The organism is Frankia sp. Mgl5 (assembly GCF_023242985.1).
GTDB lineage: Bacteria > Actinomycetota > Actinomycetes > Frankiales > Frankiaceae > Parafrankia > Parafrankia soli.
Genome location: NZ_JALKFY010000806.1, coordinates 1 through 13,294, shown reverse-complemented (window position 1 = coordinate 13,294; position 13,294 = coordinate 1). Strand labels below are relative to the sequence as shown.

The following is a 13,294-nucleotide window of genomic DNA, read 5'->3' as shown; positions in this document are numbered from 1 at the left end:
ATGAGGTGCTCCCCGCGCCCTCAGCGTGGCCTTCCGCGGCGGCGCTTCTCCCGTCCCACGAGGATGTCGAGCCCGAGGTCGTCGGAGGCCTGCTCGGGCGCCGGGAGGCGGTACAGCGCCGCCGTGACCGACCGGTTGCGGGCGAGGGCCGTCAGCGTCGACGGCGGGGCCTGCGCCGCCCCGGAGAGGTACACGGGGGTCTTTCCCCCGGGCCCCGGCGCGTCACCCGCGCCGGCCGGTGAGCCCGGCCGGCGGCGCTGCCCGGCGCGATGGCCCTGCCGGCGCACGATGGGAGCGGTGGCCGGGTCGATGAGCGGGTGTGCCCCGCCGCCGCCGTCCGATCCGGGCCGGGCTCGCCGAGCGGACCGGTCGCGCCCGTCGCCCGCACCGGCTCCGCCGCCAGGCGCGCCCGTGCCGCCGACCGCGGTGCCGTTCGCGCCGCCGGCCTTGCCACCGGCCGCGGGGTCAGCCGCGGCGCCGTCGTTGCCGGGGGCGCCGGCGGTGGCCGCCGCCGGGCCGAACCAGTCGAACGACGCCCCCCGCCCGCGCAGCGCGGTGTTCTCCGCCTGGACGATCACGAGCAGCGCGGTCGCGAACGAGGCGCGGGTGCGGGACTCCTCGAGCTGACGCTTGAGCTCGGCGACGTAGGCCGGGTCGATGGCCGGTGGCTCGGGCTCGGGGGTGGGCTGGCCGTCGGGGTCGACGGTCGCGCCGAACGCCTGGACGTGCAGCTGACGCAGGTTCTCCAGGTGTGCGGCGCGCGCCGGATCGGTTTCGGTGAACAGCAGGTTGACGTAGACCTCGACCACCCGCCATTCGATGGCCTTCTCGCCGCGGAACTGGCGGCTCAGGTCACGCGTCCGCGAGCGCTGGATCTTCGTGGGACCAGGGTCGGACCACAGCGCCCGGGCCACCATCTCATAGCTGACCCGATAGGGATTGTTAAGTTCATTTAAACGGGTAAGGAGGATTCGCTGCGGCCCGTCCTTCAAATCGGCTCGCGGCCCTTTGGGACGCGCCCCCGCGAGGCTCACCCACACACCACCCGGACTTGCACTGGCAGGCTGGCCGAAGGACGAGTTCGCGGCACTGCGCAGATCCTCTCTCCGGTCCGCTCGTCGGCGCGACCTCGATGCGCCGGACGGGGGGACGGTGGCACCGGCGGGTTCCCCGACCCCCCGCTCCGGTCGCTGCGAATGATACGACCCGTGTGCCCGTGATGTGTGGATGCTGGCCGTCTGGCCGGCGTTTTCGTCCTGTCCGGAACGGCCGCCCGTCACGAACCGTGTGTCTTCCCGAACCGGTCCGCCCGGACGTCCGACGTTGAGCCCATCTCGTTCGCGTGCCGGTGAGCGCCGCTCACGGGCACGCCACCCGCTATGTGTTCCCACACCAGTTTCCCCCTTTACCGGATGAACATCCCGTAATGCCGTGAAACGTTGCATCCTCAGGAAACCCGGCACCCGGATGCGCGGCAAGGCCGCACAACCCGAGGATCGGGACGCCGTCGAGTCAGGCCTTGACCAGCCGGAACGGGGCTTGCGTCGCAACGTACCGTCGCAACCCGGCGGCCCTCCGATCAATGTCAAGATGATTGCCCTGACCCGACCGAAACGGACCGACGGCCACTGGACGTCACGATGGATCAGGAACGGCGAATCCGGATGGCGACGGATGGCCGTCCGCGATCCTCCGGACTATTCTGATCTTTCCCGCCGATTGCCGCGAATTGCCCCCGCCCGGCCGGCGCCGGCCATGGACGGCCATGGACAGGCACGGACAGCCACGGGCGACCGCGGACCACAGGGAGACCGGCTGGCACGGCCACCGGGAACCGCGGGTGGGCTCAGTTGGCGACGAGGGCCTCGGTGACCACCCGGCTGGCGTCCGCGACACCGAACGTCGGCGGCTGCGGCCGGGCCTCCCCGCTACCCAGTCGGACGACGACCGTGCCGGACCCGGGGTCGATCTGCAGGATCTGGTTGCCGAGCCCGATCGCCCAGTACATGTCCGCCGGCGCCGTCGGCACCAGCTGACCGTGGCGGGTGGTGGGGTCGGCGGCCGCGGAGATGTCGGAGGCCGCCAGCGGCTGGGCGAGGACGCCCTCGCGGTTGAGCCACCACAGGTACCCGTAGGCGGCGTTCATCTCCGTGGACGACCGCCCGGTGGCCTCGGTGACCCAGTCGCTCGACACGACCCGCTGACCGTTCCACTCCCCGTGCGCGAGCATCAGGTAGCCGAGACGGGCGACGTCCCGGCAGGTCGTCTGCAGGCCCATGAACGTCAGGGTGTTGCCGGCGCGGTCGGTCGTCATCCGACTGTCGGCCATGCCGAGCGGCTCGAAGACCCGCTCCCGGGCGTAGTCGCCGACCTCCTGCCCGGTGGCGCCGCTCAGCACCTGCTCCAGCGTCTGGATGGCCGAGTTGTTGTAGGCCCAGACCTCGCCGGGCGGCCGCTCCTGGGGCAGCGCGACCGCGAACGCGGTCTGGTCGGGCGCCGCGATCAGCTCCTGGTAGTCGATCGTCGTGCTCCACTGCCGCCCGGAGTCGTTGCTCACCAGGTCGCGCACGGTCACGGCCTGCGCCGGCGTGCCCTTCCACTGCGGCACCCAGGTGGCGGCGGAATCGTCCAGCCGCAGGTCGCCGTCGTCCTGCGCGATGCCGACGAGCGTGGACGTCAGCGACTTCGTTATGGAGAAGACCGGCTGTGGTGTGGTCGGGGTGAAGCCCTTGAAGTACCACTCGCCGGCGATCCTGCCGTTGCGCGAGACCAGCAGACAGTTGGACTTGCCCTGCTCGGCGGCGTGCGCGATGTCCTCGAGCTTCGCCGGGTCCAGACCGACCGCGCGTGGGTCCACCGTCTCCCAGCGCTCGCCCGGCACCGCCACCGCCGTCGGCGCGGCACCTGACGCGGTGGCCGGCCCGGATGTCGTGGCGGGCGTCCTGGAGGCCCCGCCACCCTGCGTGCAGCCGGCGACAAGGGCGGCCGCGAACGGCGCGGCGGCGAGGACAAGGACGAGACGGGGCGGACGGCGCATCTGGGACCTCGATCAGCCGTGAGTTCCGGATCCAGGGCGAGGATGCACCGTATTGACGCCGGATGTGAGGTCTGTGTGACCTCGGTCCTCAACAGGCGTCGTCAGTCCTCAACAGGCGTCGTTCTGGGCGGGTTCCGTCCTGCCCGATCCCCGCCACCGCGTCCGGTCAGCCGCGGGCGAGGTGGCGGCTGATGACGAGGCGCTGGATCTGGTTGGTCCCCTCGAAGATCTGCATCACCTTGGCCTCGCGCATGTACCGCTCCACCGGGAAGTCCTTGGTGTAGCCGGCGCCGCCGAGGACCTGCACGGCGTCCTCGGTGACCTTCATGGCCGCGTCCGTTGCGACGAGCTTTGCGACGGACGCGGCGCGCCCGTACTGCAGCCCGGCGTCCCGGCGCCGGGCGGCGGCCAGGGTGGTGGCCCGCGCGGACTCGACGGCGGCCGCCATGTCGGCCAGCAGGAAGCCGAGCCCCTGATGGTCGATGATCGCCTTCCCGAACGCCTCCCGCTCCTTCGCGTACGCGACGGCGTCGTCCAGCGCGCGCTGCCCGAGCCCGACGGCGGTGGCGGCGATCCCCAGCCGGCCCGAGTCGAGAGCCGACAGCGCGATCGACAGGCCCTGCCCCACCTTGCCGATGAGGCGCGACGCCGGGACCGCGACGTCGTCGAAACTGATCTGCGTCGTCGGCGACGCGGTCAGCCCCATCTTCTTCTCGGGCGGGTGGAACCTGATGTTGGGCGTGCCCGCGTCGACGAGGAAGCAGGAGATCCCGCCGCGGGTGTCGGACGACGTCCGCGCGAAGACCGTGTAGAAGTCGGCGGCGCCGCCGTGGGTCACCCACGCCTTCGTACCGTTGAGCAGGTAGCCGTCGTCGGTGGCGGTGGCCGTCACGCGCATCGCCGCCGGGTCCGACCCCGCGTGCGCCTCGGACAGGCAGTAGGCGCCGAGCAGGTCACCGGACAGCAGCCGGGGAAGGTGCTCCTCCTGCTGCTCCGGGGTGCCGAAGGTCGCCAGCGGGTAGCAGGACAGCGCGTGCACGCTCACCCCGACCGCCACGGCCGCCCAGCGGTAGGAGATCTCCTCCAGCACCTGTAGGTACACCTCGTACGGCTGCTCGCCGCCGCCGAAGCTCTCCGGGTACGGCAGGCTCAGCAGCCCGGCCTTGCCGAGCACCGCGAACTCCTCGCGCGGGAAGCGGCTGGCGGCCTCGTACTCCGTGACTCTCGGAGCAAGCTCGCGGTCGCACATGGTGGCGGTGAGCTCGATCAGCTCCCGCGCTTCCGATGAGGGGAGCTGCCGTTCGGCGGGCATGGTGTCCTCCCGTGCGTCGTCGGTCATCGCCCTCGCGCCGCGTGGAGCCGGAACCCCCGCGCGCGATCGTCTCCGTCGGTGCCGGATCCGTCCGTCTCGGAACGTGCGACGCAAGAGTTGTACCGCGCCTCGTGGTTGAGACGACGGGCTTGCCGCGTTTCCGACGCCTCGCTGCATCGGCTCCGTTTCGATCTACCGCATCGACGCGGAGACGGACCCTCGCGGATGAACGCACGGCGCGCGATCATGGGCGGAAGGTGACACCCTCGACCGGTGACCGAGCACGAGACCGAGACCCGGCCCGCCGGCCCCCACGTGCCCGCACGGCCGGGTGCGGCCCCGGGGCAGGGCCCGGAGCCGCAGTGGCCCGACGACGCCGAGGCGGCCCGGCACGTCGCCATGTTCGGCCTGCCTGGCATGCCCGCCACGGGACGGATCGCCGTCGTCACCGGTGCGACGAGCGGCATCGGCGCGGCCACCGCCCGGCGGCTCGCCGCCGACGGCGCAGTGGTCGCCGCGGTCGGCCGCCGGGAGGCGCGCCTGCGGTCCCTGGCCGACGAGAACGAGCGGATCCTGCCCGTCACGGGCGACGTGACCGACCCGGACGGGATGCGTCGCATCGCCGACCAGGTCCACGAGCGCCTCGGCCGCGCCGACCTGGTTGTCGCCAACGCCGGGACGATGCTCGCCGCACCCTGGGCCGCGGCGGACGTCGACGAGTGGCGCCGCATGATCGACACCAATCTGGTCGGCCTGCTGTGGACGGGCCGGCTGTTCGTCGACGACCTGCTGGCCGCCGCCGCGGAGGGCCGGCGCGCGGACCTCGTCCACATCGGCTCGGTCGGCGGCCACCAGGTCTTCCCGAACTTCGCGGTCTACGACGCGACGAAGGCCGCCATCGAGCATCTGACCCGTCACCTGCGCGTCGAGCTGGGCCCCCGCGGGGTGCGGGTGCGCACGGTCGAGCCCGGCCTGGTGCAGACCGAACTGGGCGACGACATGGTCTTCCCTGGCTCCCGCGAGGCGCTCGCCGAGTTGCGCAGGTCAGTCGCAAACCCCCTGAGTGACGTGGACGTCGCCGAGGTCATCGCCTGGTCGGCCTCCGCCCCACCCCACGTGAACGTCGCGGAACTCGTCGTAGTCCCGGTGTCCCAGGGCTGACCCCATCCCCTGCTGCCGGCTCCGGACTGCGCGAACCAGAGCCCGATCCGCGGACACCGTCCGACGCGGGTGCCGCGTTCTTCGACGAACTGGCTGCCCGCCCCCGCGGGTTCGTTCAATCTGATGGTCCGGGCCTACCTGCCGAAGGCGGCCGCGCTGGACAACACCTGGAACCCGCCCGCGGTGGTCCCGGAGTCCTGACCGACCGGCAGGCGCCGACGACGGGGTGGGGCGCGGGATGCTGGTGCACCGCCTCCCACCCCGTCCGAAGCCTGCTCAGCAGTGGTGGTTGTAATGGTTCGGCGGATACGGGCACGGCTCATGGGGCTGGCAGCCCGCGGCCGTCGTGAGCACGCCCAGGGATGCCGCCGCGACGACGGTCAGCACGATGCGGCGGATCCTGCGGATAGATCGGTTCATGGTGGGTGTCCCTTCCCGCGCCATCCCCGATCCGGTAATCCCTATCGCAGTCACGGACGGCTTTCTCTCTGCCGTTCCGGCGTGGGCCGTTTCGGTGATCGGTGCTGCGCCTTCGGCCGCAGTTGCGCTCGTTTGCGGCGTGTTCCGCGGTGCCGGTCGTTGCGCGGTGGCGCAAGGGACGGATCCGGGCGGTGTCCTGCCTGCGGCAGAAGCGATCGCGCCGGTGGCGCGGGGAGCCGCCGGCGTAGCGTGTTCGCGGTTCGCCGGGGGCACGGGTACGCGGTGGCGCATCGGCGGCGCCGCCGGCGGTGTGGGCGGCCGGGGCGGGTCCTCCCGGGCGGCCGGGTGGGACCGGTCGTCCCGGGCGGACTATGCCGGACGGTCCGTATCGGGCAAGACGGGCAAGGCAGGCAAGGCGGGCAATGAGTCCACTCGTTCGCGGGTTCCTCCGAAAGTGACGGAACGCGCGCGTCGGCGTGCCGTCCTGCAGGACGATTGGGTGGACGCGTCCTCGCGGTCGAGGGCGGACGGTCCGCGCTGCCTGGGGGACGCGGCCGGTCCCAGCGGGACAGGACGGACGGGGGCCGTCGAGGGGAGGAACACGATGGTCAACATGAACCCGGGCGAGGGTGGCCGGCGGGGCGAGCGGTTCGCGCAGGCGCGCCGGTTCGCTGGGCAGGCCCGGCAGGACCGCACGACCGGCTGGTACATCCCGTTGGCGATCACGGTGATCGGGGCGGGCGCCTCGTTCGACGCGTTCGGACGGGGGGTCGGGTTCCTCTACGGGTGGGGCCTGGCCATCGCGTTCGCCGCGCTCACCTGGTCGACGATCCGGGTGATGCCGTCGATGGTCGACGAGCTCAACATCCAGCGGGAGAGCGGGCCGCGCAAGCTCGCCGCGCTGTTCAACGCCCCGGTGCGCAGCCGGGGGCTCTTCCTGCTCGCCGCCGCTCTGCCGATCTTCATCGCGCTGGTGAAGACGGTGGGGTTCTACATCATCGGCGGTCTGCTGATCGTCGGTGTGGTACTTGCCGTGGCCTTCGCGGCGTCCTGGGCGCTCGAGCGCCGCTGAGCGCATGCGCGCTCGGTCACCGCCGAGCGAGTTCCACCCGGCCCCGGGCCCCGACCATCGTCGGAAGCCCGGGGCCGGTACGCGTGCGACCGCCGCCGAACATCCCGGGCGTCGGCGATCTCCCGCCGGGAGTCTCTCCCACTGTCAGTCACGGTGATCTCCGATCATGACGGTCCGGGCATCGTGCGGCGCCCGCCAGGAATGGTCGGTGCGCCCCGGTACGCTGTATCGCCAGCTTCCCGACGCGTCGGTCGACCTGCCAACGGACGGCCCACGCCACCAGTGTCCGATCACGCCAAGCGTCCGATCACACCGAGCGCCGGATCACACCCAGCACCCGGATCAATGGAGGACCCCGCGCCGCCCAGCACCCGGATCAGCCGGGCGCGGGCCGGGTCACCCGCCGACGGAGATCACATGCTGACCAGGCTGTTGCGGAACCACCTACCCCCCTACTCACGGCCGATCGCGCTGCTGGTCGTGCTGCAGCTGACCGCGACCCTGGCCATGCTCTACCTGCCGACCCTGAACGCCGACATCATCGACAACGGTGTGGTGCCGGGCGACACGGGTTACATAGTCCGCCTCGGCGGGATCATGCTCGGGGTGACCTTCCTGCAGGCCGTCTGCTCGGCCGCGGCGGTGTTCTTCGGCGCGCGCACCGCGATGGGGGTCGGCCGCGACATCCGGGCCGCGGTGTTCGACCAGGTCCAGTCGTTCTCGGCCCGCGAGGTCGGCCGCTTCGGCGCGCCGTCCCTGATCACCCGGGCGACGAACGACGTCCAGCAGATCCAGATGCTGGTGCTGATGGCGTTCACCATGATGATCTCCGCGCCGATCATGTGCCTGGGCGGGATCGCGCTGGCGGTGCACCAGGACGCCGGCCTCTCGCTGCTGCTCGTCGCGATCGTGCCCTTCCTCGCGGCGATGATCACCCTGCTGGTCCGGCGGATGCAGCCGCTCGGCCGGAAGATGCAGGAGCGTCTCGACGAGGTCAACCGCACCCTGCGCGAGCAGATCACCGGCCTGCGGGTGATCCGCGCCTTCGTCCGGGACGACCACGAGAAGCGCCGTTTCGGCACCGCCAACGCCGACCTCACGGATGTCTCCCTGCGCTTCGGTCGGATCATGGCGCTGCTGTTCCCGCTGGTGATGGCGGCGGTGAACGTCTCGAGCATCGCCGTGATCTGGTTCGGCGCGCACCGGATCGACGACGGTGCGATGGAGATCGGGGCGCTGACGGCCTTCCTCAGCTACCTGATGCAGATCCTGATGTCGGTCATGATGGCCACCTTCATGTTCTCGATGATTCCGCGGGCCGAGGTGTGCGCGGAGCGCATCCAGGAGGTGCTGGGGACGGAGTCGACGCTGCTCCCGCCCGCCGAGCCGGTGCGGACGCTGGCGCGCCGCGGCGAGCTGGAGCTGCGCGACGTCGTGTTCAGCTATCCGGGGGCCGAGGCGGCGGTGCTGCGCGGGGTCAGCGTGCGCGCTCGCCCCGGGCGGACCACCGCGATCATCGGGAGCACCGGCAGCGGCAAGTCCACGCTGCTCGGCCTGGTCCCGAGGCTGTCCGACGTCTCCGAGGGCGCCGTCCTGATCGACGGGGTGGACGTCCGCGACATCGACCCGAAGCTGATGGCCGAGACCGTCGCCCTCGTCCCGCAGAAGCCGTACCTGTTCACCGGGACGATCGCGTCCAACCTGCGCTACGGGGATCCCGAGGCCACCGACACCGAGCTGTGGCGTGCTCTGGACATCGCCCAGGCCAGGGACTTCGTCGAGGCGATGCCCGACGGGCTGGACACCCCGATCGCCCAGGGCGGGACGAACGTCTCCGGCGGGCAGCGCCAGCGGCTCGCGATCGCCCGGGCGCTGGTCCGGCGTCCGGACATCTACCTGTTCGACGACTCGTTCTCGGCGCTCGACTACGCGACCGACGCCGCCCTGCGCGCGGCGCTCGCGCGCGAGACAGCCGGCGCCACGATGGTGATCGTCGCTCAGCGGGTGGCGACCATCCGCGACGCCGACCAGATCATCGTGCTGGACGACGGCCAGGTCGTGGGCACGGGGACCCACCACGAGCTCCTGGCGGGCAACGACACCTACCGGGAGATCGTCTTCTCGCAGCTCACCGAGGAGGAGGCGGCATGACCCGCCCACCCGCGGGCGGGGCCCGCCCCATGGCAGGCCCCGGTCGGTTCTTCGCCGCCGGGGGTGAGAAGCCCGAGGATTTCGCGGCCTCGACCCGGCGGGTGCTCCGCCTGCTGGGCCGGCAGCGCGCGCTGCTGATCCCCGCGGTCGGGCTGGCCGTGGTCGGCATCGGCCTCACCGTCACCGGGCCGCGGCTGCTCGGGCACGCCACCGACCTGGTGTTCGCCGGCCTGCTCAGCTCCCGGCTGCCCGCCGGGACGACCAAGGCCGAGGCCGTCGCGCGGCTGCGCGCCGAGGGCCACGGCACGCAGGCCGACCTGCTGTCCTCCGTCGACGTCACCCCCGGCGAGGGGATGGACTTCGGCGCGATCGGCCGGGTGCTGCTGGTGGTGCTGGTGGTCTACCTCGTCGCGGGTCTCTGCGCGGTGCTGCAGGCCCGGCTGGCGAACAAGGCCCTGCAACGGATGCTGAGCGACCTGCGGGCCGATGTGCAGGAGAAGATCACCCGCCTGCCGCTGCGGTACTTCGACCGCCGCCAGCGCGGCGAGGTGCTCAGCCGGGTCACCAACGACATCGACAACCTCGGGCAGAACCTGCAGCAGAGCCTGTCCCAGATGATCGCCTCGGTGCTGACCATCATCGGCGTGCTGGCCATGATGATCTGGATCTCCTGGATCCTCGCGCTGATCGCCGTCGTCACGGTGCCGGTGTCGATCGTGATCACCACCCGGATCGGCAAGTTCGCCCAGCCCCAGTTCGTCAGCCAGTGGAAGACGACCGGCCGGCTCAACGGCCACATCGAGGAGATGTACACCGGGCACGCCCTGGTGCGCGCGTTCGGCCGGCAGGAGGAGTCCGCCGGGATCTTCCGGGAGCACAACGAGCGCCTCTACGAGGCGAGCTGGCGGGCCCAGTCCATCTCCGGTCTCATGCAGCCGGCGATGATGTTCATCGGCAACCTGAACTACGTGCTGGTGGCCGTGGTCGGTGGCCTTCGGGTGGCCTCCGGTGCGCTGTCGATCGGCGACGTCCAGGCGTTCATCCAGTACTCGCGCCAGTTCAGCCAGCCGCTGACGCAGCTCGCCAGCATGGGGAACATGGTGCAGTCCGGGATCGCGTCGGCGGAGCGGGTGTTCGACCTGCTGGACGCGCCCGAGCAGGAGCCCGACCCGCTGGCGCCGGCCCGCCCGGAGCAGGACCACGGCCGGGTCGCCTTCGAGCACGTCGCGTTCCGCTACGAGCCGGACAAGCCCCTCATCGACGACCTGTCGCTGGTCGCCGAGCCGGGGCACACCGTGGCGATCGTCGGGCCCACCGGCGCCGGAAAGACCACACTCATCAACCTGCTGATGCGCTTCTACGAGGTCACCGAGGGCCGGATCACCCTGGACGGCGTCGACATCGCCGAGATGTCGCGGGCGGACCTGCGGCGATCCATCGGGATGGTGCTGCAGGACACCTGGCTGTTCGGCGGCACCATCGCGGAGAACATCGCCTACGGCGCCGAGGACGCCACCCGCGAACAGGTCGTCGAGGCGGCCCGCGCCGCGCACGTCGACCGGTTCGTGCGCACGCTCCCCGACGGCTACGACACCGTGCTCGAAGACGAGGGCGTCGGGGTCAGCGGCGGTGAGAAGCAGCTCATCACCATCGCGCGCGCGTTCCTCGCCGAGCCGCTGATCCTCGTCCTGGACGAGGCGACGAGCTCGGTGGACACCCGCACCGAGGTGCTGATCCAGCGGGCGATGTCCCGGCTGCGCGCCGGCCGCACGGCCTTCGTGATCGCCCACCGGCTGTCCACCATCCGGGACGCCGACACGATCCTCGTCATGGAGGACGGCGCGATCGTCGAGCAGGGCGACCACGACGCCCTGCTGGAGGCGGACGGCGCCTACGCGCGGCTGTACAAGGCCCAGTTCGCCCAGGCCGTCGTCGAGACCGGCTGAGCGCACGGGTCTGCGCGGGCACTGGTCTCCGGGGGCACCGGCCGTCCGGGTGGTGGAGGGCGGGCGGTCGGGCCCTCGCGGGCGCGTGGGCGGCGGGGGTGGCTGAGGCGGCCAGTAGGCTTGACTACGCGGGCCGCGGGAACTGCGACGTGCGCGGCGCCGTCAAGACGCCTGGGATTCTCGGGCGGAAGCCTCTCGCAAAAGGGTGTTGTGCATGGCGACGGACGAGTCCACGGCGGGTCCCCGCTCCGGGTATCTCACCGACTCGGTGACCTCCGCCGCGGCCGCCGCCGCGGACGGGACGGCCGTCCGCCTCGCCGGCCGGGTGGTGCTCTGGCGACGCATGGGCGGGCTGGTCTTCGGCCACATCCAGGACCGCGCCGGCCGGGTCCAGGTGTCGCTGTCCCGGGACGAGCTCGGGGTCGAGACCTTCCAGGAGTGGGCCCGCGCCGTCAAGATCGGCGATTTCGTCGGCGTCACCGGAACCCTCTACACCACCCGCCGTGGCGAGAAGACCGTCGGCGCCTCCGAGCTGGTCGTCCTGAACCGCACGGTGCGTGCCCTGCCGGACAAGTGGCAGGGCCTGTCGAAGGTCGAGGCCCGGCTGCGCCGGCGCTACCTCGACCTGCTGGTGAACAACGACTCCCGGGAGCGCTTCCGCACCAGGGCCAGGACGATCTCCCGCATCCGCCGCTTCCTCGACGACAACGACTTCCTCGAGGTCGAGACGCCGATGCTGCAGGAAGCGGCGTCGGGCGCGGCCGCCCGTCCCTTCGTCACCCACCACAACGCCCTCGGCGAGGACTTCTACCTGCGCATCTCGCCGGAGACGTTCCTCAAGCGGGTCGTCGTCGGCTCCCTGGACCGCGTCTACGAGCTCGGCCGTAACTTCCGCAACGAGGGCATGGACCCCTCGCACCTGCAGGAGTTCACGATGCTCGAGTGGTACGCGGCCTACTGGGACTACCGCGACAACATGCGCTTCGTCCGCGAGATGATCCTGGCCGTCCTCGACGACGTCTTCGGCAGCCGGACGGTGACCTACGACGGCGTGAAGCTCGACTTCGGCGCCGACTGGCCCGAACTGGACTACCGGGCCGAGGTCGCCCGGCGGACGGGCATCGACCTCACGGTCGTCCGTGATCTGCCGACCCTGCGGGCGCGCATCAGCGAGCTGGGGCTCGAGGTCGACGACGCGGCCTCCTACGCGGCGCTCGTCGACCTGCTCTACAAGAAGGCCGTCCGCCCGCACCTCGTCCAGCCGTGTTTCCTGGTGCACCATCCGGCGGAGCTCGTCCCACTGGCCCGGCGCAGCGACGAGGACCCGTCCCGGCTCGACATGTTCCAGGTCGTCGTGAACGGCTGGGAGCTGGTGAAGGCCTACTCCGAGCTCGTCGACCCGGTCGAGCAGCGCCGCCGGCTCGAGGAGCAGGCCGAGCTGCGCGCCGCCGGCGACGACGAGACCATGATGCTGGAAGAGGACTTCATCGAGGCGATGGAGTACGGGATGCCCCCGATGTCCGGGCTCGGCATCGGCATCGACCGCCTCATCGCCCTGCTCACCGATGCCCCGACGCTGCGAGAAGTCGTCCTGTTCCCGCTGATGCGAGACTCCCGCCGCGGCCAGACCGACCCAGCCGCAGACAACGACGCGAACGCCGCCGACGCATCCGACGCATCCGACGCATCTGACACGACTGTCGCGGGCCCAAGCGCCGGCTGACGCGGGGTCGCGTTGACCCGGGCGTCAGCTGACACGGGGCTGTGCCGACCCGAGTCGACACGCGGGTTCAAGGTCGCTGATGAGACTGCTGCGGATTCCCCACATAACGCCGAGGAAAACATCCGGGGAGCCGGCCGTGTCGCTGGCGTCGATACGTCATAGTTTCTGAGTCGTGGGTTCGTCGGTAGACGAAATGGGCTAGTGCCTGGTCCAGGCACGGAATCCCTCAGGTTGTCGTCCACCGGGTGTCGGGCGCTGGAGGGGTGGGCCCGGCGGCCGCGTCCAGCGAGATTTCCGGAGGGCTGGTCCGCCTGCTGCCCCGAGGGAGGCCGCCGCCGCCCTGCCGCTGGCGGTGTGGATGCCCGAGCGCAGATGGCCATAGGAACCCAGCCAACTCCGTGTCCAAACCCCGAGCGCATCGGCGCTTGACTGAATGTGTGGCGGGTGAATGAGTCCATGGACTCATTCACCC

Annotated in this window: 9 protein-coding genes and 1 pseudogene; 6 read left to right on the top strand and 4 right to left on the bottom strand. The window is 71.4% G+C overall.

Annotated elements, in window-relative coordinates; translation table 11 throughout:
* Positions 1-20: 20 nt before the first annotated feature.
* The 3 genes from MXD62_RS29425 to MXD62_RS29415 all read right to left on the bottom strand — a co-directional run bounded on the left by MXD62_RS29425 (position 21) and on the right by MXD62_RS29415 (position 4,349).
* On the bottom strand, positions 21-1,034 hold the full coding sequence (locus MXD62_RS29425; RefSeq protein WP_248832639.1) for a hypothetical protein: 1,014 nt from the start codon (positions 1,032-1,034) through the stop codon (positions 21-23).
* Positions 1,035-1,846: 812 nt separating this feature from the next.
* Positions 1,847-3,037 (bottom strand): serine hydrolase, encoded by a 1,191-nt coding sequence (locus MXD62_RS29420; RefSeq protein WP_248832638.1) that lies wholly within the window; start codon positions 3,035-3,037, stop codon positions 1,847-1,849.
* Between the two features lie 166 nt (positions 3,038-3,203).
* Positions 3,204-4,349, bottom strand: coding sequence for an acyl-CoA dehydrogenase family protein (locus MXD62_RS29415; RefSeq protein ID WP_020463826.1), 1,146 nt, complete (start codon positions 4,347-4,349; stop codon positions 3,204-3,206).
* Positions 4,350-4,622: 273 nt separating this feature from the next.
* Between MXD62_RS29415 and MXD62_RS29410 the strand changes: the two genes are divergently transcribed.
* Complete coding sequence (locus tag MXD62_RS29410; protein ID WP_248832637.1) at positions 4,623-5,510, top strand: SDR family oxidoreductase; 888 nt, start codon at positions 4,623-4,625, stop codon at positions 5,508-5,510.
* Positions 5,511-5,597: 87 nt separating this feature from the next.
* Positions 5,598-5,711, top strand: a pseudogene (locus tag MXD62_RS39450) (DUF1254 domain-containing protein); the annotation flags it as partial.
* A 75-nt stretch (positions 5,712-5,786) separates the two neighbouring features.
* On the opposite strand, the gene MXD62_RS29405 reads toward MXD62_RS39450, so the two are convergent.
* On the bottom strand, positions 5,787-5,930 hold the full coding sequence (locus tag MXD62_RS29405; protein WP_248832636.1) for a hypothetical protein: 144 nt from the start codon (positions 5,928-5,930) through the stop codon (positions 5,787-5,789).
* 604 nt (positions 5,931-6,534) lie between these two features.
* Between MXD62_RS29405 and MXD62_RS29400 the strand changes: the two genes are divergently transcribed.
* The 4 genes from MXD62_RS29400 to lysS all read left to right on the top strand — a co-directional run bounded on the left by MXD62_RS29400 (position 6,535) and on the right by lysS (position 12,822).
* The gene (locus MXD62_RS29400; protein WP_020463824.1) at positions 6,535-7,002 is read left to right on the top strand and encodes a hypothetical protein; all 468 of its coding nucleotides are present in this window, start codon (positions 6,535-6,537) and stop codon (positions 7,000-7,002) included.
* Between the two features lie 417 nt (positions 7,003-7,419).
* Positions 7,420-9,153 (top strand): ABC transporter ATP-binding protein, encoded by a 1,734-nt coding sequence (locus MXD62_RS29395; RefSeq protein ID WP_248832635.1) that lies wholly within the window; start codon positions 7,420-7,422, stop codon positions 9,151-9,153.
* The gene (locus MXD62_RS29390; protein WP_248832634.1) at positions 9,150-11,099 is read left to right on the top strand and encodes an ABC transporter ATP-binding protein; all 1,950 of its coding nucleotides are present in this window, start codon (positions 9,150-9,152) and stop codon (positions 11,097-11,099) included. Before MXD62_RS29395 ends, MXD62_RS29390 begins: the two co-directional genes overlap by 4 nt.
* A 214-nt stretch (positions 11,100-11,313) precedes the next feature.
* Positions 11,314-12,822, top strand: a complete 1,509-nt coding sequence (gene lysS / locus MXD62_RS29385) for a lysine--tRNA ligase (protein ID WP_248832633.1) — start codon at positions 11,314-11,316, stop codon at positions 12,820-12,822.
* Positions 12,823-13,294 lie beyond the last annotated feature (472 nt).